Origin of the sequence: Streptomyces katrae, from assembly GCF_000966975.1 — a bacterium.
Lineage (GTDB): Bacteria > Actinomycetota > Actinomycetes > Streptomycetales > Streptomycetaceae > Streptomyces > Streptomyces katrae.
Window position 1 is genome coordinate 1 of sequence record NZ_JZWV01001799.1, and the last position, 253, is coordinate 253.

At 74.7% G+C, this 253-nt stretch carries 1 protein-coding gene; it reads right to left on the bottom strand.

The features are described from left to right. Positions 1-253, bottom strand: a 253-nt coding sequence (locus VR44_RS40625; protein ID WP_281187307.1) for a TIM-barrel domain-containing protein, incomplete at both ends; no start/stop codon positions are given.

Below are 253 nucleotides of genomic sequence, written 5' to 3' on the forward strand. Positions count from 1 at the left end.
CTCCACCTCCGGCCCGAACTCCCACGGCTCCCGCCGCCCCGCCCAGATCGCCGAATGCGTCCGGAACAACGGCAGGTACGCCCCCAGCTCCAGCCACCGCAGGTACAGCTCCGGCGACGGCGAACCCCCGAACCCCCCCACGTCCGGACCCGAGTACGGCACCCCGCACAGCCCGAGCCCCAGCACCAGCGCCAGCGACGCCCGCAGCCCCTCCCAGCTGCTCTCCACGTCACCGGACCACGTGCCCCCGCAC